This window comes from Peptacetobacter hiranonis, assembly GCF_008151785.1.
GTDB lineage: Bacteria > Bacillota > Clostridia > Peptostreptococcales > Peptostreptococcaceae > Peptacetobacter > Peptacetobacter hiranonis.
The window spans coordinates 2,322,356-2,344,815 of record NZ_CP036523.1; the positions used below are offsets into that span (position 1 = coordinate 2,322,356).

Genomic DNA, 22,460 nt, shown 5'->3' on the forward strand with positions numbered 1-22,460 from the left:
TAAAAATTTACCATTGTATATTTTATCATATTTTAGGATAATTTGTTCTAAAATCTAATTTTCTTTTAAAAAATATAATAATTCTCCGTCCTCTATTTTGTAATCTATATCTCCATTATCTAATAGATACGCCACTAGAGATACAAGTGCTGATTTAAAGAAATGATACTCCTTGTAATTACACTTCAAATCATTGTCTATTATTATATGCTTTAAAAGCTTATCGTATCCAAGCTCTTCTTTAGATAGAATTTCTTTTACTTGATTTATATACTTTATAACAGCCGCTCTATTTTTTTCTATAAGAGCTTTAGACTCTTCTCTCGTTATAATTTCTCTAGAGTGTCCTAATACTATCTTGTCGTATTCCATTGATTCAAGTTTATCTAATGATTTTAACTGTTTTGTAACGTCAAATGTAAATAGAAAGTCAAATTTATCTAGCATTTCCTCTCCAACAAGTAAATCCCCTATGAAAAATACTCCATCTGGTGTTAAAAATCCCATACTTCCCTCAGTATGACCTTTTAAGTCAACTACTCTTATCTCGTTTTCACTAAGAGTTCTTTCATCATCCTCTATACACTCACCTGTATTTAGGTCAAATATTCCCTCTGTTATTACCTTATCTACAGTAGTTATATCTCTTTCCTTCATCTTAGATGCGTTAATCATTATCTCACAGCTATTTCCACCTACTATATATGTAGGGAAAAGTATTGGATTTTCTATGTAAAGACTTCCATAAGCTGATGATACGTTGATTACAGATGGTTTTTGCTCTTTAATTTGCCCACATCCACCATAATGGTCATCATGCTCATGTGTGTTTAGTATATATTTCAATTCAAAACCTGCATCCTCTATCTTTTTTAGTATCCTTTTGGGTCTAGCACCAGCAAGTCCTGGATCTATTATTGCAGCATTATTTCCATATGTATATACACCAGTATTTGTCCCACCTTTTATAAAGTATGTATTTTTTGCTATATTTTTCATTTCTACCACTCTTCTCTATTTTCTTAATTTTAGTATCTAAACTAATACTACTTTTTACCTACAGCTACTATCTTTTTAATTCTTTTTAAGACCTTTTCGCCTTTATCAAAGTCCTGAGAAATTTTTATCTTCATATTATATGACGTATCTGTAAAGAATAATGAATCTATAAAGTACTCCACTATTCCTCTATCTCTAAAGTCTATGTCTATCATTCCTTTTGAATATATCTGAGAATCCAATATCATTATCTGGTCTAGGTAAGAAAGTCTTTCTTCTTTAGATAGTCTTTCTCCATTATCTGGGATGAATTTTTCGCAGTACTCTATCCTATACTCGACTACATCTTCATTTATTTCAAATCCGTATCTAGCTTTCATAAGATCTCTGTAATCTCTATTCTTTTCTTTTATAGAGTCTAGGTTTAAATTGTAGTCGCTCTTGTACCAGTGACCAAATATTCTACAGTTTAATGGTCTAACCTCATATATTGCACATCTTTTGTTTTCATCAAGGAATGGACATGGTTTCTTTTCTTTATATTCCATGAAGTAATAGTCCAAAACCTTGTCGATGTATTTATTGTATATTTCAGGTCTTTCTTTTAGATATTTGTATATATTTAAAAACTCAGTTAAGTTTATTCCAACGGATTCCATGCAGCATTTTGCACAACCTTCACATTTTCCTGAAGGTACTGTATCGTATATTTTATTTAATTTTTCAAATATGCCATTTTTTTCAGCATAAGCTATAGATTTTTCTATTTCATCTCTTTTTATACTAGCCATCTCAATACCCCTTTGTAATGTTTGATTCTTTTATTTTAACATATATTAGCCTAATTTACATATATTCCATCAATTATGCATATTTCAATTTATATTGCTTGATTAAGAGCTTTTTCGTATAATTATATTATTAATGATAAAAATTTTTATAAATTTAGAAATACTTATAGGAGGACATTATGAACAGATATACAAAATATATAAATATGATGGGAAGTTATTATACTAAAGACTTCGAAAAGGAAAAGAAAAATATCGTTAAAGTTAGAGAAGTTAAGGAAGAAACAGTTAGAAAATTCTTCTTACAGGGAGATTGTGAAGTTTTAGTAGTGTTTGAAGATACTGGAAAAGAAATACTAATAGATGACTTCTCTCCAGAAGAAGAAATTAAAAAATATTTAGGACCTAAATTCCTTAAAAAGAGATAGGTGATTCGATGATTTATAATATCGGAAATTTAAGGCTCGATTCTGATTTTGAGTTTAGAGTTATTAGAGAGTCTGATGAGGATATTGATATTTTTGTGGATATAAACTACAGAAGTGTAGATATAGATGCCTCTGATAGCAGAATGTTTAGCTCTCGTATCCAGTTTCCATTTGTTAGGGCGATTATCTTGAGAATAGATAAGGAAGGATATGATATGACAGTGCATATGCTTAGAGATATAGATTTACTGTCTGCATTTGCTAATTTTGAGATAGATTTTTCTCACTCTACAATTTCAATAAAAAATGAATATGAAAAAGTATCTTTTAACAGAATATTTGATCCACTATAAAATAAAAAAATTCCCTAGCCAATGATATATTTATTTTATTGACTAGGGTTATTATTTTTTATTTATTTATTTTTTATTTAAGTTTTTCCTTTTGTTTATAGTAATAAACATTATAAAGGCAACAAGAAATAATATTACTGTATTTAAAATACCTTCATCACCAGTTCTTACCTTTTTTTCTTTACCTCCATCTCCATTACTTGGGGTATTTTCATTTTTATCCGGTGGATTTTCCTCATCTTTGTCAGGTGGGTTCTCCTCTTTATCTGGTGGATTTTCCTCATCCTTATCAGGTGGGTTCTCAGTTTTATCCGGAGTATGATCCTCATCTATACCATATTTAGGCTCTACAACTATAGTATTTCCGTCTTCAAAGTGAGATGGAGATTTTACTAAAAATGGGTTTGAGCTGTATATCATATTACCAATTTTTACACTTCCTTCTTGAGCTATTACATATACACCATCACCTAAACCAGAAAAGACAGCTTTACCATTTGAATCTGTTATTTCTAATCGACCTTTTATATTGTTATCTTTAGCATATTTATATAATATGTTAGCAGCTTCCATTTCATCTTTTGCAACACTGCTGTTTATGTCTGCCCAAACCTTTTTAAAATCATCTGTTAAAACATATTTATCTCCATTATATTCTCCAACTTTATATAAATAAAATTCAGCGCCCGATATTGCTATTTTATTATTATTTTCATTGTAAGAATGACTATTGATTACAACAGTTTTACTACCTGATGCGTAAGAAATTCTTTCAAATATAGGCGATGAAATTACCAATATTGAAACAATAAACATAACTATTCTTTTTATAAATTTATTTTTTCCCATTTTCATCCACCTTTCTCTTTTGTCTTTTTTTATAAATATACATAAATATTATTATAGCTAGTATTCCTAAAGCTAATATAGCTAATTCAAATAATATATTCATTTTACCTTTTAATTTATCTTTTTGATAATCTTCTTCAGAATAAGGTATTCTTTCTCCTCTTATAAGTAATCTATGTGAATTGACACCATATGGAGTACAAGTAACCAATGTACAATAATCCATATTCTTAACTATACCTAGTGCTGATGTTTCTGTTGGGAGTACTGTTAAAATTTGATCTACTTGATAGGCAATTTTGTTTCCAAGTATTTTTAAATAGAATCTATCTCCTTCTTCAATCTGGTCTAATTCTGTAAATAGCTTTTTATTTGGCAAACCTCTATGACCAGTTAGTACCGAGTGGGTGCTATTTCCACCTACTGGAAGTGATGTCCCATATAGATGACCTATACCAGCTTGAAGGACAACTTCTTTAGTGCCATGATATATAGGAGCTTCCATATTTATCTTTGGAATGTCTATAGTTCCCATCATCCCACTACCATTTACATCAAGCTGCTTTTCATAAATTGCATCAGTTTCTTTTGGTGTAGAGAATGGATCTGTTATCTCTTCATCTGTTATTAATCCATGGTTGTATATTATAGCATTATTGAATTTCTTTTTCATTTCTACTTCGTTAGTATCTATAGATTTATTGTAAGTATCTATGACTTTTGAGCTACTTTTTATATATAAGTAGTTACTTATTGACGGATATGCGATTATAAGTATCCCAGCTATAAGTATTATCATTGTTAGTATGTCTGCTATGAGTTGTTTTTTGTTTTTCTTTTTTTTAGGTTTTTGTTTTTTCATTTTTTCTCCTTTAATTTCAATATTTAGAACAGTTAATCTGATAGGTTAATTCCTCTAAGTATTGAAATTATAACCACAAGGGGATTTTATTCCCCTTGTGATTTTTTATTTATTTTGTTTTTTAGTTTTCCTGTTTTCTTCTCATGAATCTTATCATTGCTACTGCTACTAATAGAGCACCTACTGCAGTTAGTAGTAATGTTCCTGTACCACCTGTTTCTGGCAGTTTTTGACCTGTTGTATTGACTATTTTTATTATATTAGGATTATCTGGTGCAATATTTACGCCCTCTGGAGCTCCTTCAAGTGATATAGTATAGCCATCATTATCTACCCCTATATTTTCAATATTATTTGTTATTGTTATTTTTATAGGTTTTTTAAGTATGTTATATCCATCTGGAGCTTTTGTTTCTTTTAACCAATATGTTCCAGCTTTTAAACCATTTACAACAAGGTTGAATCCACCATTTTTACCAAAATTAGAATTATTTATCTCTGTCCCTAAGGTTTCCATTTCAGTAATACTACCCTTTGAATCAATCTTGTATATACCCTTAGGATCAGGATCAGGATTAGAAGCAGTAACTTTTATAGGATCATTTCCTTCTTTTACAGTTGTTGGATCTTTTCGGTATAATTCAAATTTTGCTCCTGGAAGAATGTGATTACCATCATCAACTTTGTTTATATGAATTGGGAATGTTGGTGTTTTTACTTCTGATGGTTTATTTTCTATTATACTATTCTGATTTTTACCATATTCTAGTTTTGCACTATTATTTTCTTTTACTAAAGCATTTGCATTTACTTTAGCTTTATATTTTATTGTTAATGTTTGTCCTACTTGAGCTTGATTATTCTTTATATATTCAGATAAATCTATAGTTAAGACTCTAGGATTATTTCCATCTTTTCCTCCTACAATTGATGTTATACCTTCTTTCGGAGTAGTATTTCCATCTACATCTATTATAAGTGTACCCTTTGTTACTTCAGTATTTAGATCTGTGAAACTAACAAAATCTAGTCCACTAGAAAGTGTATCGGTAATTCTATATACCATATCATCTGATAATTTTTTAGGTATTTCTACAGGTATTGTATACGTTACTATTTCACCTATTTCTACATCAAGTTTATCAGCTGATTTTGTTATACTTGGTGTTTCTGCTTTTAACTCTATTTTGTTATTACCTGTATCTTTAATAGTTACAAGATTTGCTTGTATCTGTTTTGCATTATCTAATACTACTAAATAATACCCCATATTTAAATTTTTCACAGTCGTTGACTTACCTTTTGAGGAATCTATTATCCCTGTTCTTTCAGGAGTTAAATCAGTTCTTCCACTTACAGTTTCTTCAAATTTATTTGCAAAAGTCTGTAGCTTATCACTATCTTTTAATTTTAATATTTCAGCTATAATATCTGTATTATCATTAACTGTTACCTGTAAATCTTGCAATACTGATTTAACTACTTCGCTATACTCAGTATTTACAGAATAAGAATACTTAGTTCCTTTATATGAATCAAGATTAAGTATCTGATACATCTTAACTGTATGATTTCCACTAGCTGATTTATCTGTACCACTTAATCCTATTTCTACACTTCCTTGTTTTCCAGTTGTAGCAAAGCCTACTGTAGCCATAGATAATACCATTACCATAGAGATCATCATGGCTAGAAATTTTTTGAGTTTTTTCATAAATAATCACCTCTAATAATTTTATTTTTTATTTTTACCCTCTCCCTTTTAGAGAGAGGGATTTTTACTAAGATTGTTTTGATTTATATTTTCTTCTATATGTTTCAATGGCAATCACTATCAATCCAATACCTATTATGTAAAGCATTGCATAACCTAATCCACCAGTTTCTGGAAGGATGTACTTCCATTTTTGAGAATTTGTCACGACAATATGGTATACATCATCCTTATCATTTTCTACTGTTACCTTATCATCTATATTTACTTTATAATCCGGAATTTCTTCCTCTACAACCTTGTAAGTGTAGTATATTTTTTTCTTTGTTACTGGGTCTACAAAGTACGCTGGAAGGTTCTTTATGTATAGCTTCCATGTATTTTCGTCTTGCATCTGCTCTTTAGAAAGAGTTACTTGATATTGTGCATTTTTATCCCAAATTTCTTGACCATTGTCTTTGTAAGTTCCACAAATCAAGAATGTTATTTGATCAGGTCTTTGTTCTGGTTTCCAATCTTTCCAAATTTTTTCAAGATTTATTACTACTGTTTCAGAGCAAGGGTCTTGCATATCTCCAGGTTCCATTTCTTGATCTGGAGCTAGTGGGTATGTAGGTTCATCGCCCATAAGTACTGCTTTAGAACCTTGATCTCTATACACCATAAGTGCATTTTCTATAGTTGGTTTGCTATCATCAACAGCCTTGGCATCTTTAAGTTCATCAAGTTTTTTTACTTCCTCAAAGTGTTTAATATCGTAAACATTGTTCCAACTTCCAACAACCCTAGAACCTAAATGTATAGTTCCACCAAATTTGTCTTCTATTTCACTATATATAGCATCTAATTTTCTGTATATGCTATATTGATTTCCTTCTGATTCTATGTTTTTAAGGTTGTTGAAATGATAGTTACTTTTTAATGATGATGAACCTGTGAATATTCCTGTTGCACCATATGGAGAAACAGTTTCTACTTCACTCTCAGCTGGACCTTTTATGGCATCTGCATACACCATTGTATTATTTCTTAAAAGACCTTCATTGTTGAATCCAACAAATCCTCCAACATATCCTTTATCTGTTATAGCTACTTCTGCGTTTCCTGAGCCACTACCAAACACGTCGTATCCTTTTGCTATACCAGTTACTGTTGAACCAGATATTCTTGTTCTGTTAGCTTTGATAAGATTTATAGTTAATTCATCAATTTTATCGTCTTTATCCAGAATTACTCCTTTATTGTCACAATTAAGTTTCAAATGGCTGTCTCCTATATAAACATTTACAACATCGAAATCTTCGCCATCTTGTTCATTCACAGAAATGCTTATAGTAATTCCAAGTAAAGTTATTTCTACAACATCTGTTCCTGATATTAAGGATATACTTACTAAATTATTGTTTCCTATAGTTATATTCAGTCCATCGCCTATTGCTCCAAGCCCTTTAGTATATATAATTTCCAATACTTTTGATATAGCTTGTAATAGTAGATCAACTATTTTTGAATCTGCTTTTATAGTTGCTAGATATGCAAATGATGTTTCACCAGCAAATCCACCAGCAGTTTCTCCACTTGCTACTTGCATAAGGTCTGTGCTTGAACATTTATCTATTTTTGCTAATTCAGCAAATCCTACAAATCCTCCAGCTATTTCGCTCTTGTCAGTTCCAAGTGTTCTATTTTCACTCTTAACTGAATAACCTTCTGGTAGACCTACAACACTTGAGTTCTCTATATGAGATCCAAATACATCTAGTACACCTGCTGTTGCACCTAAGAACTTGTTTAATACATTTGCATTTTCTAGGTTTACAGCACCACTCTTACCACTATGTCCTACGAATCCACCAGTATAGTTTATACCTCTTACATTTCTAAGTTTTTCAACCTTGCTATTTTTAACACTTCCATCTAAAAGTGTTCCACCAAATCCACCCGCATTTCCTGTGTAGATTGGTCTGTTTACATAACCAAGTTCTTTTCCTTCTTTTGAATATACTTCTATTCCAGCTCTTTTTGCACCAACCACTTTTGAATGATATATATATGTTCTAAATGTATCTAGTGCATCTACTGAGCCAAGATTTACAAGATTCTGTAATATACTTGTTCCTTTATCAGCTGAAACTTCAGCTATCCCAGAAACATCTGCTTTCCCAAAGAATCCGCCTGCGTGTTCTCCCGCTGTTACTGTTCTTATATTTTCTATGTTTACACCATTTTCTGGTTTATCTTTATCCCCTATAACAGCACCATTTATTTCTCCAGCAAATCCTCCTGCAGTTTCAGCATATTTTATAACTCCTGCTTCTTTGCTTAATGGTCTAGCTTGTGATTCTAAATAAGCACCATTTATCACTATTCCCCAATCATCCCAAGCTCTGACATCTACAGCTCTGACTGTTGAAACAGTAGCATTCATAAGTTTTATTAAATCTTCTGGTGCTTTTATTAAGCCATTTAATAATCCTCCAAAAAGACCACCATCTGTTGCAGTATCTAGTGATGTTGCACTACCGTTTTCTATCTTACCAGCAAATCCTCCTACATCCTTTGTTCCTTCCACTCTTCTTAGATTATGTACATAACATTTTTTGTAGTTTGGATCTTTTACTGCATCGTATCCTTTTTCTTCCTTATTAGAAACCTCTTTTATATTTTCTATATTTGTAGATTCTTCTTTTTTAGTTTCAACTTTAGATTCATCAACCTTTTGTTCTTCTTTATTTTGGTCATCAGTTTTAGATTCTTCTGTTTTAATAGGAGCAATATCTTCTATTGCTTTATTTTCTATTACTTCATTTCCCCAAATCTGACCACCAATTATATGACCTGCAAATCCCCCTGAGTATCCTTTTTTAGCTTCTTTTTCATCACTTGCAAAGTTAGATATTATATTTTTTATACTTGTATTTTTTGATGTATTGATATCACAAAATACTTTTAATCCTGATTGGTATCCTGTAACACCTGAGTTTTTTATAACTGGAACAAATGTCTGAACAACAGATAGTGTATTTCCTAGTATCTTTTGATTTAATAAGTCAAGACTTCCTATTTCTGCTACACCACCTGTTATCATTTCTCCAACAAATCCTCCTACTGCTCTATATGCATTTACTTCTTTAGTATCCCAAGCATGAGCATCTGTTATAACACCACTCTTCATATATCCAACATATCCACCAGCTGTTCCGTATTCTCCTGGACTAGTTGCCTCAGTATTTCTTCCAGCTTTTACATTGTAGCCATAAGCATATTCTTTTATTAATTTGTTTAATTCCGCTTCTGTTTTTACTTCTTCTGTAGGAAGAGTAGTTCCAAATACACCATTACTTCCTACATACTTAACCCACTTATTCCAAGTTTCTAAGTCTACTTTTCTAAGTGGTCCGTATACAGCTGTATTTGTTTCTGTAGGATATACTGCATTTAGTACATTTAAAAGATTACTTACTTTAACTAGACCTGCTAATATTTTTATATTTCCTGTATCAGCAACATTAGCAGATTCTGTAACTCCTGAGAATCCACCTGAACTCTCTCCTCCGTATACAGATCTTATTCTTATTGTGGCTGCTTCTTTATTTTCACCTTTTATTCTTGCACCTTCATTATGACCTATATATCCACCCGCATATCCTCTTTTGTACATAGTATCAGTTAAACCTTCTGCTCTAACAATTCCTCCACAAGGTACTGCTGTAGTTTCTGAATCTATTACTTGAGGTATGAATGTATTTAATACACTTGCAATATTTTCACTTATATTAGCAACTTTATCTATTACACTTGCACTTTCTATAACAGCAGCTGTATTACCAGGTTCTGCTCTTCCTGTGTGTCCACCAGCTGTTTCTCTACCTATTATGTACTCAAAGTTGTATGAGTTACAGTTATTTAAATTACTTCCTGATAAAAATCCTGCATATCCCCCTGAGTGACCAACCATCTCGTCTTTTTTATTTTCTGCAAGTCCGTCAGCTATTACAGAGTATCCTCCAGGAGCACCGTATATGTTAGAGTTTTCTATATTAGTCGATACAACATCTAGTGCATTTAATACATTTTCAATTCCTAGAGTATCTTCTAATAGAGATATTCCTCCTCCTGCAGATGCTGCAGAATCTATATCTGCTCTACCTACATATCCTCCTGCATATCTTCCTGCTCTTACTGCATATCCAGAATATACTTTGCTAAAGTATAGAGATGCATCTTTAGATTCGTATTCATCTTGTGGTGATATTATTTGTTGATATTGTGGAGGCGATACCGCTGTATGCTTTAGAAATGTTACATCAGAGTCTTTTATCTGTGCACCACTTGCTCTACCTATATAACCACCTGCATATCCATCTGATGAGTTTGATTCTACTACAAATCCACTTCCTACAGATTTGACACCTGCAGAATTAATTTTTGGTATATAAACATCTAATATAGAGAGTAAATTATCTACCTTTATTTTTAGTATTCCATTTAGAAGACTTAAACCATCTGATTCTCCAACTCCACCTGCAATTACATTTCCTGCAAATCCTCCTGCGTATTTATATCCGCTAACTTTTTCTAAGTTAAATACAGCATATTGTCTTTCTGGTTCAGTTGCTTTAGATTCTTCTACTTTTGCTTCTTTTGTTGTTTGTTCAGTTTTTACTGTTTCTTTATTTTCCTCTTCGTTAGAGTTTTTATTTTGTTCTAAGTTAGAATCCGCATTTTTTTGCTGTTCTGCTGGTTCTGGCGGTTGAGTTTCAACTTTAGAATTGTCAATTTGAGCACTTTCTATTTCCCCAGCAAATCCTCCTGCATAGTCAGCTATTACTTGTGGTTGTATTTTTTTAAGCCGTTCATTTGCTATTTTATTTTCGTTTAACTTTTCAAGTGTATTAATAGCTCTTTCTTTTGGAAGATTCTTTTCTTCCTCTGTTTTATTCGCTTCTAATTTATTTTCTTCTTTTTTTCCATTATCTACTTTATTTGATTCATCTTTATTAATATTTTGTTTACTATCATCTTGCTTATTATCATTTGATGTATTTTCCACCTTATCAACATTTATTTTTTCATCATTTGATGTATCAGAAGATTCACCATTTGCTACTTGCTCTTTTGGTTTATCCGTTTCTTCTTTTGTTTTTTCTTTTTTATAGAAAGTTACTGTAGATTTTTCTATTTTGGGTATTAGATAAGGTATTAATCCTAAAACAGACTTTAATTCAAGTACTTTAGGTAACTGTAACTTGTTGTCCACTTCTTCTTTTGCAAGTCCTACTAGTCCTTCTGTGTTTACTCTTCCTACAAATCCACCACCAAATGAATCTGCTCCATCTTCATTTTTATTTGTAACACTCTCTCCTTCTGATATTGGAAGTGTTACAGATTTTAAGTTTTTAACATGAGAATCTTTTACTTTTATAGCTGCTGCTTCTGCAATAAATCCACCTGCTAAAACAGATTCTTTATGAGTTATATCTCCCTGATATCCTGTAGATTCCACTGTGTATCCTAAGCTATTTCCATTTACATTAGATGAATCTATATTTAAATCAATTCCTTGCGCTAATGATAAAACATTACTTATTTTTATAATCCCTAATCCTAAAAGATTAATTCCTTGAACATCTGCTAATCCACCTGCTCCAGCTCTTCCTATAAATCCAGCTGCATAGTTTTTAGCATTTACCGCTGATATATCGTTTATATTTACGTTGCTTATATCTCCACCAACAGCAAGCCCCATTCCTCCAGCTGCATACGTATCTTCTGAACTTATTCTCATACCAGTTGAGGTAGTAGGATTATCAGTTGTGTTATTTTTATTCAGCTCTACATTGTATATTTCAAATTTTATATAATTTCCAATACCTATTGCATCATTTAATAAGCCTATTGCATCGGCAGTTGATACACTACCTGCTACACCACCTGAGTAGTTTTTAGCTGTTACTGATGATATGTTTTCAATAGTTGTTTTACCTTGTACTTGTGCAGTTTGTGCTTGTTCTGGGTTTTCTGGTTGCGGCGTTGTTCCTGATTCTTCTTTTGGGTTTATTTTTACTCCATCACCTTGACCAATATATCCACCTGCGTAATTTTCTGCTGCAGATATTTCTATGTTTGTACCATTTACATTGTTGTTTATTAACTCAGATGGTTTTATACCAACAAGATTTAATAACGGCGCTGGTATGGTATCGTTTTTCCCTTTGATAATACCATCTATTAAACTTGATACATTTTGTATAAGTGTCGATTTTCCATTGATATCCTTGCCCAAAGTAATACCAAATCCAGTTGTAGCTCTACCTGCAAAACCACCAACATAAGAACCTTCTGCCATTACAGATGATAAGCCAGTTATATTACAATTTTCACTTGTACTATTGAACATACCTCCATTAAATCCACCTGCGTAATCCCCATTTGGTTGTTTTTTCTCATCTGAATTATTATTTGAATTTTCCATAACTGGTTCTTTATTTTTCTTTAATGCATTTACGACAATTCCATCCCCTTTTACACTACATCCAATTTGCTTAGAAGTAGAATTAATTGATTCTATTTTGATTCCAAGATTTTCCAATACACCTCTTATAACGGCCTCTCTTTCTATTCCAGCGAATCCACCTACGCAAATTCCTCCTACAACAGAATGTAATTTATTTACGGTTGAATTATATATATCACTACCTATCTGTATACCTACAAATCCACCATTGTAACTTGTATCTTTAGAGCCAATATTATTTCCATCATTTACCATATTATTTCCATCGCCCAGAGTTACATGGCAGTTGTCTATTTTAGGTTTATAGTATCCAACTGGTATTAAATTTCCTAATGGTATATTTTTTCCTAATAATAATGTTATTAAATCACCAATACCTACACCCGGTAGTATATTTAAAAGCTTAGCTAGAACTTTTACTGTTCCACCTAATATTTTTGATAGTCCTTCGTATTTTTCTGCTCCCTCTGTATATCCAACAAATCCACCTGATATATCCATTACATTTTTTACGGTTGCATTTACAGTTTCACAATTTTTTATATTAACATCTCCTACTACACGACCAGCAAAGCTTCCTGTCGCAAATGTATCTGGTCTTTTTGAGTGAAGTGTAAGAAGTTCCACAAGCATAGTGGTAAGGTGAATATTTGTATTTGGTAATATTAGATTTAATATAAACTCTAGGGTACCAACTATTCCTCCAGCCAACTCACTGACTAACTTTAAAAGTGCATTTACTAGGTTTAAATCAATTGGTTTTATTTCTTTAGATCGATTTTCTACTGAAATATTTTCTATCTTCAAGTTTTCTACCATTGTAGTTCCCTTACTATGCCCAAATTGAATTTCACCTTCGACCTCGTCACTTACTTTATTAGATATTGAACCAAAGAAACCAATACCCGTACCTTTTGAAGTATCTAATAATCCCTGTTGTAATACATTTACATTACTAATTGTTATTGCTTCTTCTTTGTCTGGAATTAAACTTTTCCACCCTTTTACATCTCCTGAAACACTTATTGGATTCCAATTATCATCCTTACCGTTAGAGTTTTCTCCTGATGAGCTTAAATCTATATCTCTGAATATTATGTAGTCTGCATCAGATGAGTAACGGTATTTCTTATATTTATTTTGTAATTCTTTTTCTTCAATACTTCTATCTGGTAACCCTTGATCATTTACACCACAAAGTTCAAAATCTACTTTCGCTAATACATCTCCTATTATTCCTAATAATCCTCCTAAAATATCCCCTACAATATCTCCTACAATATCAAGGATTGCACCTAAAACACCATTTGCATCATCCCATTTTACATCAGCTAATTCATATTTATCATGTTTTCCATAAAAAACATATCCCTTTGAACCATCTACTTTTTCATTATCCACACCCTTTTCGGCAAATGTAGTTAAATCTAAATCTGCATCTCCTGGATAATACGGGATATATCTTTTAATTTTAATTATCCCACCAATTGCTTTTGTTTCGGCATACAAATATAATCTCGGAGTAACAAATTTATTACTACCTATAGCTCTTAGCTGTGACTCATTTCCTATTAAAATATAATCTTTTCCATTATACTCCTTTATAACCTGACCTGGATAAGTTCTTCCATCTGGCTTTTCACCAGAAAGAGGATAAGAAGAACCTTCTGCTATACTATTAGCAATCAAATCTGGCATTTCTTCTGTAAAATCTTCAGAAATAATATAATCATTTGACTCATCGTATGTCATATTTTCTGATGAATCTTCTCCATAAACTGGTTTCCCCATACCAAATTCCTCTGGAGTACCATCATTTGACATTACAGGAGAATCTTCTTTACCAATCTCATTTAACTGATAATTATTGTATATCTTTATCGCATTTTCATTTTTATCATAAACATCTTTTTCATTATCGCTACTTTTTCTATTGTTATTTTCAACAAATTCGCCTTCAAAATCATCTGGCAAATTCCATTTTTCTCCTTTTGGAATCTTTATATCTCTCATAAGCATATACTTAGAATCTTTTGAGTATACTTGTTCCACTCCAGCATTATTCTTTACTACATTACCTGTACCTACATTTTCCAATTGTCTGAAATTATATATTTTTATTACTTCTTCTACCTTACTTTCATCTATCACAGGCTCAGTAGTTTCTATTTGATTAATATCTTTAGTTTTATCCAGTATTATATTATTTATATTTTCTATTTTTTCAGAAATATCAAGTGCCAAAATATCTATACAAGAAGCCTGTATAAATATAGCTATAATTAATATAAATGATATATATTTAAACATTCTTTCCTTTATCTTTAATTTTTCTAATAATTTTTTCATATTTATACAAACCTCCTTATACTTAAAATCAAAAATAAAAGACCCATAAAAAAATTAATTACTGAATAAAAATTTTTTTATAGATCTCCACTAATTTATAATAAAAATATTCTTTTTTACTTTTTCTATTATCTCATCATCTATTTCCATAAATATCATATCTAAAATATAACTCATTCAAATCCACCCCATTTCCATTAATAACTTTTTGTTATTATTAATTTTTTATTACTGAAATTTTTTCTGTACAATTAATGGGTATTGTATCACTCTACTAGTAATTTTTCAAATTTTTTCTGTTTATTTTTTTTAAATTTAGTTAATAATTTTATTCTAGAATATATTTTTTTCTGTATTTTAATAATTTTAATCTTATTTACAATGGTATATTTATATTAAAATTTTATTTTCTTAAAAACTTTATAATTTGAAATTTATATGAATATAACATGAATTAATTTTGAATAAAAAAATTTTTTTATTAGAATATTTTTTATCATTTTTATAAAATTTAATCTTATAAAAAAAGAGTCCGATAAAAAATATTTATTGTTCGGACTCTTATAAATTCTATTTAATTTTTTCTATTTTTTATTGCTTCTTTTATAAATTCAATTACATTATCGCTAACAGCTTTTGATCCACCTATTATAGTGGCTTTTTCTATTTTTGAATTAGCAGTATACTTTTTAACTGATTCTGGAAGAGTATCTTTTTTAACTAATAATACTGGTGCTTTTTTTCTTCCAGCATAGTTTCCAGCTATTAATGCATCTGGGAATTTTTCTCCTGTTGCATATACCCCTAATTCTGAGTTTGGATAAGATTCTTTAGCTATAACTGTTGATGTTTCGTATCTATCTTTTCCACCAAATCTTGATACTACTTTAGCACCATCATATACATTAGAATCTTTTTTATTATTTTCTTCTATAGCAAAACCATTTTTAATCTGTTTTTCAACATTATTTGATATTGCTTCGTCAAGTCCTGCTATTTTTATAGTTTCTATGTCCCATTCAGCCAATGCCTGTTTTGTATAACTTGGGATAGAATCTTTTTTAGTTAAAAGTATTGGTGCATTGTCTTTTACAGCCATAGATGTCATTGATAGTGCATCTGGATAGTTTTCACCAGAAGCAAGTTCTGCTACATTTTTATTTCCATTTTCTCTAATCTTTATCGCTATTTTTCTAGCTGTGTCGTATCTGTTTACACCATCAAATCTGAATACGTCATAACCCTTGTTTATTAATTCATCCACTACTTTTTTAGATACTGCATCATATCCACCACTTATGTATATCTTTTTAGCTCCAAGTCTTTCTATTTCTTTAAGTGTTTTTTCTGGTAGTTTATCTTTATATGTAAATAATGTTGCTGCGTTTATCTGTATAGCAAATGGATTTGCAGTAAGCACGTCTGTATATCTTTCACAGTTTGCAAGTACTACAGCATCTGTTCCATTTGGGAATAAATCTTCACTTGCATCTATAGATGTATCTACTCTATCTCCACCTTCTATTCTATCTGGGTCTTCTGGTTCTGGAGTTACAGTACCACCACCAGTACTATTTTTCATAAATTTCCATGTTCCTATAAAGTTTTCTTCTTTTGTTACTTTTTCTATTTTTTCTCTGTCCCATCCTAAGAATTTCCAAACACCGTCGTTTGTTTTTACATCGTTTAAAGTTATTGTATTATCTCTGATTACTTCTTCTCCATACGCTTTTTCGTGTTCTTTTATAGGACGCTGTTTTTCTACTTCTTCAGGCAACTGTAACTTAGGATCTTTTGATTTAAATGCATATCCAATCTTGAATTTTTGTTTACTATTTTTTACAAGTATTGCTATTTTACTTCCATTATTTCTAGTAAATATTCCTTCTTTGCTTATATTATGTTCAGTTATAGCACTATATTTTTTATTATCAAAAACGTATCCTTCTTTCGTTTTTGTTTGAACTAATTTATATGTTTTATTTTGTAAACCGCCAATTTTTAATACACCTTTTTCATTAGTTGGTCCAATATTTTCTTTGACAGTTATCCAGTTGCCATTTTCCTGTTCCTGTAAATCAAAGTGAGCTCATTGAATAGGTGTACTATCTGCTTCATCCTGAACAACAACAGCCAAATCTTCATTTGCTTTAAATTCGCCTATACCATATCCATTATTAATATCAAATTCACCAGACCTGTCTCCTATTTTTGCATTATCCCGATATACTGTCGCAACATTTGTTACCTTTTTTGCTCCTTCAACGTCTGGGAAATAAGCATCAAATTCTATGTAGTAGCTTACTATATTTCCACCTGTTGCTCCATTTGAACCAAATATCTCCGGATGACTTTGAGCATACTGTCTACCTAATCCGTAGTGTTCGTATAATATACCATTATTATCATTACTATCTCCTATATTCCCAAAGTTACATAAAAATGTTTGAGAACCATCTGTATCTTCATATATTCCCCAGTTTAATTGAGTATCTTTGATACGATCTTTAAATGCATCATAACTTTCGCCAGTTTTTTGTTTAAGACGAGTTAAATATTTTGCATTGTCACTATGACCTCCTTCTTTTTTCAATAAAGATACTCTACTTGTTCCATCTCTTTTAGCATAAAATCCATCTTTATTTACTTTATATTTATGCCACTCATCATTATAATCTTTTTCTGCCTTACTTAATGTTGGTATTGCAGCATATATCTGCATCGTCTCTTCTTTTATATCTCCTTTTTCAGGAATTTTGTCTTCTACTATAAAGTTTTTATAACTTTTAGGCTTTCTATCTTTATGTGTTGTAGAACCGTATAAGTCCATAGATCCTATAGGGTTTACTTCAATATTTGAAGTTGCTCCTTGATACGCAAGATGTTGTGATGATGCCTTTTTCCAAAGTATGTCTATATCTACAGGATCAAACTTACCTTCTTCTGGTTTTAAAGTATCCTTTTGTTTAATCGTGATTTCTTTACTTGCATTGCCTATATGTAACGCCTTATTAATTGGATTATCTTTAGTTGCACCTATATTTTTAGTAGTTAATTCAGTAAGAGTACTTAGAGAACCATTTACATCTTGATTTATATTTTTAAAATTCTTAAATACAACAACGATTTCCTCTGGATTGCTATTATTAACTTTTTTTATGTCTACTTTCATAAGTAATTCATCATTATGGTTTTTTATTTCCATATCTTTTATACCATCCTTTGGTATACTAAAAATTTCTGCAATATTAGTTTTAACTATAATCTCATCATTATCATCAAGTGTAACTCCATTTGGATTTATACTGAAATTAAAATTAATCAATGTAGCTTCACCTTGATAAACCGTATCATTATTTTCATCAGGTCTATTAATACTAATGTTTGAAATAGTTACTTCGGCTTTTTTATTATCATTAACTTCTGCTGCAAATATTTGTATTGGAATATTTATAAAAAACATTGCCAACGCCATAAATATTGCGATAATTTTTTTTCTCATAACTAATCTCCCTCCTATTCTTTAATTTTCACTTCCTAATCCGCAAAACTCCAAATATATATCCTTCTATAACTTTATCTCCCACCCTTCATTTTAATTTATTAGTATCTAGTAATAATACTATATCTATAATAGTATTGTATAAAAAAAACTATACAACTTTTCATTTACTATTATTCAAATATTCAGTTTTTTATTTTTATTTATTTTCAACTTTTTATTTTAAATAGTGAAATTATATTTTGATAAAGTCATTATATATTAGTACATTCTTTATAACTTCTAATTTTTGACAAAAATATCAAAAAACAAAAAATGACCCGATTTAAACCATCGGGCCATTTTTTGTTTTTAGCTTTGTTTTGTTTTTAGTCTTTACATTCTTAATACATTTCGTACTATACTATTTTACCATTAGTCGATAGTATATTTCAATAATTTTCTTTTGATTATTATATAAAGCTCTATAGAAATTCTATAGAGCTTTAATATTTTTGTATAATCTCTTATTAAAATAAAATATTATCTAAATATATTTGAAGTAACTGCTGCTTCTCCACCTATAACATAGTAATTTTTATATTTATTGTTTTCCATATATTTTCTAGTATTATCGTGAAGTCTGTTTGGTATTGTAAGTACAACTGGAGTGTTTTTCTGTGATGCATAGTAGCTTACAGATAGTGAGTCAGCAAATGCTTCTCCACTAGCCATAAATATTCCATCTGTACTTGCAAAGAATTTTTCTGCTATTTTTGCAGATGTTTCATATCTATTAGCTCCAGATATTCTGTCTACTTTTTTGAATAGTTTTTCTACATCTTTTCCAACAGCTTTATCTCCACCTACTATTATAGCTTCTTTTATATTGTTTTTAGCTAAGAAGTCTTTAACTTCTTTTGAAACATTATTTCCATTTGCTAAAAGTACTGGTATTCCTTCTTTTGAAGCATATGGTGCTATTGATACAGCATCTGGATAGTTTCTTCCGTCAGCTATTATAACTTTTCCTTTGTTTCCAAGTGTAGTTATAGTTTTGTTTGCAACTTTTACAGCAGTATCAAATCTATCTTTTCCTGCAAGTTCTGATACAGTTGCTGAGTGAGATTTAGCAAATTCTTTTACTTTATTTTTGTTAGACGCTGATATAGATCCTCCACCAACTAATACTATTTCTTTAGCGTTTAATCTATCTACTTCAGCTAATACTTTGTCTATTGTTTTATCATTTACTAATAGTATTGGACCATTTCCTTCTGAAGTTAAAGAAGCTGCACTTAATGCATCTGGGAATTTTTCTCCAGATACTAAGTATGCTTTTTCTGATTTAGAGAATGCTTTTTTACTTACTTCTAGAGAAGTTTCGTATCTAGTTTCACCCTCTATTCTTTCAGCAACATTAACTTTCATACCTGGTCTTTTTAAGTATCCAGTGTGTTTAGCTGAATAAGCATCCATTAGATTCATTACTTTGTCCATTTCGTGTTTCTGAGCTGGATCATCACACCAAACAGCCTGCATACTTGCTATTGTAGGAACACCTAAGCTATCCCCAGCAACTTTGTTGAAGTCAAATTTTTCTATGTTTGCCATTGCATCTTCGTATTTGTATGGAAGTTTGTTTGCTTCATTTTTGTAGCTTCCTAATACCCAGTACCATCCATCATTTAAGTTTACTATCTGATGTCCTTTGTCGTATAGGTATGCTGCTGGAGCTGTATAGAATTCCCACCATCCAGCTGTCCAATAAGATATTATTATATCTTTGTCGAATTTTCCATATTCATCTTTTTTGTTGTAGTATATACCGTCATTGAAGCACATTGGTTTCATTCCGGCATCTTTTATTACTTTTGATAAATCGTTTACATAAGTTACAAATTTAGGATACATTCCTTCACCCTGAAGTCTACTCCATCCATTGTAGTATCCTTCTTCAGATGAGTCTATGTCATTTGCATATTCATCACAACCGAAGTTGAATATTTTACTTCCTTTTTTAGCAAAGTATGTTGCATATTTTTTTACTAATTCTTTGTTGAATTCTATTGCTTCTTTATTGTTTAAGTCTATTGTTCTTGTTGATTTTTTACCGTTATGGCTATACTGTGGATTTTTTATTCCTAAAGCTTCCATAGCATTTAATATACCGTCCATATGACCTGGAGAGTTTATTACTGGTATTACTCCCATACCTAATCTTTTTGCTACTGTTAATATTTCATCCATTTCTGCTTCTGTTAGGTAATCTCCATTAGGGTCTTTGTAGTATATGTCGTTTCCTTTAGTTATTGCTTTTTTAACGTCTTCACTTTTGTATGTTTTACCATTTACTTTTATGTCCATATTATCTAGTGCAAAACGAAGTCCATCATTTCCTAGTATTAACTGAACATCTGTGTAACCATTTCTATGTGCTTTCTCTATTATCTCTATTAACTGATCTTTTGAGAAATATTTTCTACCTGCATCTATTGAGAATATAGCAGATTTTTTCTTTTTACTTGTAGCTACTTTTAAGTTTGCAGTAGCTTTTGTTATTTCGTTTGCCATAGCATCTACTTTTGCCTGGTCAGCTAATTTTTCACCATATGTTACAGATGCTATTGCTCTGTTTAGATTGTAAGCTGTTTCTTCTGTGTATTTAGTTAAGTCTTTTGGTGCTTTTTTTATTGCATCTTCAACTTTAGCATAGTTAGCTTTTGGATATATGTAATCTTTGTTCTGATTAGCAAATAATTCCATTAAACCTTTTACTATTTCTGGTTTGTATTCTTTCTGTGGTTCATCACACCAAGTACAAGCCATACTTCCAACTATAGGAAGTGGTTTTTCGTTGTCTGCTGTTCCAACTACTCTGTTAAATTTGAATTTTTTCATACTGTCAGTAGCCATTGCAGAACCGTACCACCAACCTTCTCCATTACGTCCAACAACATAGTACCAGTTGTCGTTTGTGTTTAGTATTTTAAATCCTTTTTCTATTAAGTATTTAGCTGGAGCTGGAGAGTATCTGTCAAATCCTGGAGTCCAGTATGCAACAGTTATATCTGTATCTACTGTTCCATTTTTTTCGTCCTGGTTGTAGTATATACCATCATTGAAACATATTGGTTTCATGTTGTTTTCTTTTACCATTGCAGATATTTCATTGATGTATTTTATGAAATCATCGTATAGTTTTTCTTCCTGAAGTACTAGGAATCCTGATTTTTTGCTTGGTCCATGATATGTTGCATCATTTGCATATTCATCAGCACCAAAGTTAAAGTATTCTACTTTTCCGTTGAAGTATTTTGCATATTTTTCAACTAATTCTTTTGTAAATTCAACTGCTTTTGCATTGTTTAAGTCTAGAGTAGTTTTAGAAACTGTTCCCTGATAGTTGAATTTTGGATTTTCTATTCCTAGAGCTTCCATTGTATTTAATATTGCATCCATGTGTCCTGGGCTGCTTATAACTGGAATTATTTTAACGTTTTTTGATTTAGCATGTGCTAATATAGCTTCCATGTCTTTCTGTGTTAAAACTGTTCCATTTGGATCGTCGTAGTATTTTTTTGTTCCGCTTTTTATAGCTTCTTTGACATCATCACTCGCATACGTTTTCCCATTTGCCGTAATTGTCATATCATCTAACACTAATCTTAGTCCGTCATTACCAAATAATAACTGAACGTGTGTGTATCCTGTTTTGTTTGCAGTATCGATTATTTCTTTAATCTGATTTACTGAGAAAAACTTTCTACCTGCATCTATTGAGTATACACTCATTTTTGTTTTGTTGGCTTCGTTAGCTGAAACCTTAGTCATACCTAATGACGCTGGCGTAACCATTGTCATACAAGCAACTAACATTGTCGCAATTGCCTTTCTAAACCTTCCCATAAAATCCTCCTATAAACCTTCTTTCTTTAATAATTGTGTTTTTCTTATTAAACAAAACAGAAAACCCTTTCTAATTGATTTATTCAATAAGGTATATACCAATTATCTTGTTTTTTATTTTATAAATATTTTTCAATTTTGTAAATACTTTTTTTATTATTTTTCTAACTTTTTTGTATATAATAAATAGTATTTTATTTTCATAAAA

Annotated in this window: 11 protein-coding genes; 2 read left to right on the top strand and 9 right to left on the bottom strand. The window is 30.7% G+C overall.

Features of this window, described 5'->3' with window-relative positions:
• Positions 1 to 54 precede the first annotated feature (54 nt).
• Together KGNDJEFE_RS10800 and KGNDJEFE_RS10805 are read right to left on the bottom strand one after the other, a co-directional pair.
• A complete protein-coding gene (locus KGNDJEFE_RS10800) occupies positions 55 to 999 on the bottom strand; it encodes an MBL fold metallo-hydrolase (protein WP_040410606.1) in 945 nt (314 codons plus the stop codon).
• A gap of 47 nt (positions 1,000 to 1,046) precedes the next feature.
• A complete protein-coding gene (locus tag KGNDJEFE_RS10805; protein ID WP_006440569.1) occupies positions 1,047 to 1,790 on the bottom strand; it encodes a YkgJ family cysteine cluster protein in 744 nt (247 codons plus the stop codon).
• A gap of 179 nt (positions 1,791 to 1,969) precedes the next feature.
• On the opposite strand from KGNDJEFE_RS10805, the gene KGNDJEFE_RS10810 reads away from it, so the two are divergent.
• Both KGNDJEFE_RS10810 and KGNDJEFE_RS10815 read left to right on the top strand, forming a co-directional pair.
• Entirely contained in the window at positions 1,970 to 2,218 is a 249-nt protein-coding gene (locus tag KGNDJEFE_RS10810) for a hypothetical protein (RefSeq protein WP_040410605.1), read from the top strand.
• 8 nt (positions 2,219 to 2,226) lie between these two features.
• A complete protein-coding gene (locus KGNDJEFE_RS10815) occupies positions 2,227 to 2,571 on the top strand; it encodes a hypothetical protein (RefSeq protein WP_006440567.1) in 345 nt (114 codons plus the stop codon).
• Positions 2,572 to 2,637: 66 nt separating this feature from the next.
• Here the strand turns inward: KGNDJEFE_RS10815 and KGNDJEFE_RS10820 are convergent, their stop codons facing one another.
• The 7 genes from KGNDJEFE_RS10820 to KGNDJEFE_RS10850 form a co-directional block, all read right to left on the bottom strand.
• Positions 2,638 to 3,420 (bottom strand): hypothetical protein, encoded by a 783-nt coding sequence (locus tag KGNDJEFE_RS10820; protein WP_040410604.1) that lies wholly within the window; start codon positions 3,418 to 3,420, stop codon positions 2,638 to 2,640.
• The gene (locus KGNDJEFE_RS10825; protein ID WP_006440565.1) at positions 3,407 to 4,282 is read right to left on the bottom strand and encodes a class C sortase; all 876 of its coding nucleotides are present in this window, start codon (positions 4,280 to 4,282) and stop codon (positions 3,407 to 3,409) included. Before KGNDJEFE_RS10825 ends, KGNDJEFE_RS10820 begins: the two co-directional genes overlap by 14 nt.
• Positions 4,283 to 4,403: 121 nt before the next feature.
• Entirely contained in the window at positions 4,404 to 5,996 is a 1,593-nt protein-coding gene (locus KGNDJEFE_RS10830; RefSeq protein WP_006440564.1) for a SpaH/EbpB family LPXTG-anchored major pilin, read from the bottom strand.
• A gap of 67 nt (positions 5,997 to 6,063) precedes the next feature.
• Positions 6,064 to 14,862 (bottom strand): hypothetical protein, encoded by an 8,799-nt coding sequence (locus KGNDJEFE_RS10835; RefSeq protein WP_006440563.1) that lies wholly within the window; start codon positions 14,860 to 14,862, stop codon positions 6,064 to 6,066.
• 574 nt (positions 14,863 to 15,436) lie between these two features.
• Positions 15,437 to 16,912: a cell wall-binding repeat-containing protein gene (locus tag KGNDJEFE_RS10840; RefSeq protein WP_320055086.1), complete on the bottom strand. Its 1,476-nt coding sequence runs from the start codon at positions 16,910 to 16,912 to the stop codon at positions 15,437 to 15,439.
• Between the two features lie 39 nt (positions 16,913 to 16,951).
• Positions 16,952 to 18,364 carry a hypothetical protein gene (locus tag KGNDJEFE_RS10845; protein WP_006440560.1) on the bottom strand — a complete coding sequence of 471 codons (1,413 nt, stop codon included), beginning with the start codon at positions 18,362 to 18,364 and terminating at the stop codon, positions 16,952 to 16,954.
• 522 nt (positions 18,365 to 18,886) lie between these two features.
• Positions 18,887 to 22,252, bottom strand: a complete 3,366-nt coding sequence (locus tag KGNDJEFE_RS10850; RefSeq protein ID WP_006440559.1) for a cell wall-binding repeat-containing protein — start codon at positions 22,250 to 22,252, stop codon at positions 18,887 to 18,889.
• Between the last annotated feature and the right edge of the window lie 208 nt (positions 22,253 to 22,460).